Annotated in this window: 3 protein-coding genes; 1 reads left to right on the top strand and 2 read right to left on the bottom strand. The window is 40.9% G+C overall.

Translation table 11 applies throughout. The features are described 5' to 3' along the window. Positions 1-249: 249 nt before the first annotated feature. Together argJ and xthA are read right to left on the bottom strand one after the other, a co-directional pair. On the bottom strand, positions 250-1,473 hold the full coding sequence (argJ, locus tag WAZ74_RS12155; protein ID WP_422308566.1) for a bifunctional glutamate N-acetyltransferase/amino-acid acetyltransferase ArgJ: 1,224 nt from the start codon (positions 1,471-1,473) through the stop codon (positions 250-252). 73 nt (positions 1,474-1,546) lie between these two features. Next, the gene (xthA, locus tag WAZ74_RS12150; protein WP_422308565.1) at positions 1,547-2,371 is read right to left on the bottom strand and encodes an exodeoxyribonuclease III; all 825 of its coding nucleotides are present in this window, start codon (positions 2,369-2,371) and stop codon (positions 1,547-1,549) included. 337 nt (positions 2,372-2,708) lie between these two features. Between xthA and WAZ74_RS12145 the strand changes: the two genes are divergently transcribed. Beyond that, complete coding sequence (locus WAZ74_RS12145) at positions 2,709-3,275, top strand: thioesterase family protein (protein WP_422308564.1); 567 nt, start codon at positions 2,709-2,711, stop codon at positions 3,273-3,275. Positions 3,276-3,646 lie beyond the last annotated feature (371 nt).

The following is a 3,646-nucleotide window of genomic DNA, read 5'->3' as shown; positions in this document are numbered from 1 at the left end:
ATACTCATGCCTTGTTGTTCGACACTTTTAATCACTTGAGCTCGAAAGTCTGCTGAATAAGTCATAATCTTTTTACTTTTCATTTATTTTAAAACTACTGTACCACTTTTATAAAGGCTCTACTATAGCACGTTATAATATTTGTATTTGTTTTATTTAGGACTGACTATAGCACTAGCGTATATAAAGTAAAAACGCTCATAATCTTAGTGATTCTGAGCGTCTCTTAAATTAATACATAATCGGTATTTAGCTACGATAGTCGGCATTTATTTTGACATAATCATAAGACAAATCGCAGGTGTAAACCGTATCACTAGCATCACCACGTGCTAAATCAATATGAATGGTAATCTCCGGGCGACTCATCACATTGTTGCCCGCCTCTTCCGTATAGCTTGGCGCAACTTCACCATTTTGACAAATCATAACCTCGTCTAAATAGACATCGACTTGCTCAGTATCGAGGTTTTCAATTCCAGCATAACCAACAGCTGCTAAAATGCGTCCCCAGTTGGCATCACTGGCGAAAAAAGCCGTTTTGACTAAAGGTGAATGCGCAACAGCATACGCTACATCACAGCATTCTTGCGTGGTTTTGCCACCCGTGACTTTTACGGTCATAAATTTTGTAGCACCTTCACCATCACGTACAATCAATTGCGCTAGACGAACAAAAACTTCAGTCAAAGCCTCAAATATCGATTTATAGTGTGGGTGCTCTGGGCTATCAATTACATCTGAGCTGGCAGCACCTGTGGCTATCAGTACACAGCAGTCATTGGTTGAGGTATCACCATCGACAGTAATGCGATTAAAAGACTGCTCATTAATGGCGCTCAGCATCTCTTGTAATAAATCAGCGGCAATATTGGCATCCGTTGCCACATAGCCCAACATGGTCGCCATATTGGGGCGAATCATACCCGAGCCTTTTGACATGCCAGTAATGTGATAACAGCTACCCGCGACATCGACTTTTTTACTGGCAAGCTTTGGAATCGTATCCGTCGTGCGAATGCCCTTCGCTGCTGCAAGCCAATTATCAGGCGCTAGAGTGGCTAATGCATTTTCTAATCCAGCGATAATCGCCTCACTGTTTAGCGGCTCGCCTATCACTCCGGTCGAAAATGGCAACACAGAATAGATATCTACGCCAGCTTTAGCAGCCAATGCAGCACAGATATCTGTCGCGCGACGTTTGCCATCAGTGCCAGTACCAGCGTTGGCATTACCGGTGTTGGTCACCAAATAACGCGGTGCTACTTTAGCAAAGTGCTCACGTAATACCCGCACAGGAGCGGCACAAAATGCATTTTTAGTCGTCACAACAGCAGCGGTTGCGTCAGCAGCAATTTCGATAATCACCAGATCATCACGGTCTTTATAACGTACGCCTGCTGCCGTGGCGCTTAATTTGATACCCTTAATGGGATAAATCGTCTCAGGTACTGCAACATTGCCAACCGCCATAGTAAAATCCTTATTTATCAATGCTGATGTATATTTTGTTAGTTATAAAATAGTGGTTACAAACTCAGCTATATTATACTTTAGTTAAGTCAAATTCTGTCCAAATAGGCGCGTGATCAGACGGTTTCTCCATACTACGTAGCTCGTAGCTGATACCAGCATCGACACATTGACCGACTAAATCAGGCGTACATAAAATATGATCGATACGCAGTCCGCGTTTAGGATCATCATCAAAACCGCGACTGCGATAATCAAACCAGCTGTACAATTCTGTACTTTCTGGATAATGCAGACGGTACGTATCCGTCAGCTCACGCGACATCAACGCTGCATACCAATCACGCTCCTCTGGCAAAAACGAGGTTTTTCTATTTTTCAGCCAGCGCTTCGCATTGACTTCACCAATGCCAATATCGATATCTTCTGGCGCAATATTCATATCACCCATAATAACGAGCGAGCGTCCTTCCGCTTTTAGAGTGTCGATATACGCCATTAAAGCCGCATAATAAGCGCGTTTCATCGGGAATTTGGTCGGATGGTCTTGGCTCTCTCCTTGTGGAAAATAACCATTGAGCACATCAATCTCACGCCCGTCGAACTCATAGCGCGCATGAATAAAGCGTTTTTGCGCCTCATTATCTTCACCAGGAAAGCCTTTCTGTACAAAAACAGGTGCGATTTTAGATAGCAATGCCACACCGTAATGTGCTTTTTGTCCAAAATACTCGACGTGATAACCCAAGCTTTCGACATTCTCAAGAGGAAACTGTTCATCATGCACCTTAGTTTCTTGCAAACCCATGACATCAGGATCGATAATATCTCTTACCGCCTCAAGCTGATGTTGACGAGCGCGAATACCATTAATATTAAAGCAAACAAAACGAGTCATAAATTATCCTATGCTAATAAATGAAAGTACGGCACTTTTATAAACAGTGCTTCTATAAATGAATGTTGCTATGAATAAGTGCTGCTATGAATATATGAAACGCGACAATATAGCGAGGATTATGATAACAGACATAGACCATTCTATCTGTTGCACCCTTTTATATCTTAAGATAGAGTAGCTATTCAGCGTGGTTATATTCACTACCTATGAGGTATCGCTCGCTTATTAGGATCACTATCACATACAGTAATTTTTATTAAACGATTTTTATCCGGCCAATTTATTAAACCACTTTATCAAACCAATTTATCGAAAAAATCTATTGAGCATTATTATGACAACAGCTACTAGTAAAAATACACACGCAGTATCAAAATCAAGTAGCGCAACCACGCCGCTATTTGCCACTGATTATAATGTGTATATCAATCACACTGACGCTGGTGGCATAGTCTACCATGCCAATCATCTGGTATTCTTTGAAAACTGCCGCCGCGACTGGTTTACTAAGCTTGGTTTAAATGGTTATTTTTTGCAGACCGATGACGGTAAGGTTCAGCATTTTGTCGTTAGTCAAGCAGACTTGCAATATAAACGCGCCATTTTATTAGATGAAGTTATCACGGTGCGTATCGATAACGTTGAGCTAAAACCCGCCAGTATTATATTTTACCAAAGTATTTATCGTCAGCAACCCAAGTATGATTCTTCTGCCAACAACAAGGCGATCGCCACCTTATTAAGCACAGCTAAGATTGTCGTGGCCTGTGTACAAAACCAACTAACAGCAGAGTCTATATCCAATAATGAATCTACTGATGCCGTTGGCAATATCGCACCAATGCGCCCTATTCGTGTCCCACAAAAATTACGCGACGCTATTCAACAAGTGATAACATAACATACTCACGAATAATCAGTCTAACGTCATTCTTTAATGAGAAACAACCGTTTTCCCTGCTATGTTAGTCACTAGTTTCAGTTTCTTGAACACCGGATATATTCATTTATAGTCATAATGCATGTACTGAGCAGTACTTGTATGTTAATAGTGCTCTTATTTATTTTCATGCTACTATATTGCTTAAATGTATTATTTTATATTAGATACATTATATTTTAGTTGTAGATAATGGGTAAAATGCTTGGTGGTGTATCAGAAAGTATGCTGAGTTAATAAAGGAGAGTGACAGCCGAGGCAAGATGATATATTTGAGGTTATGAAGACACAAATACAGATCAATTGCCCCGACTGTCACAGTCCCAGTTTAA

Origin of the sequence: Psychrobacter sp., from assembly GCF_049295055.1 — a bacterium.
Classification (GTDB): Bacteria; Pseudomonadota; Gammaproteobacteria; order Pseudomonadales; family Moraxellaceae; genus Psychrobacter.
Note: the sequence above shows the minus strand (reverse complement) of the source record. Positions and strands in the feature narration are given on the sequence as shown.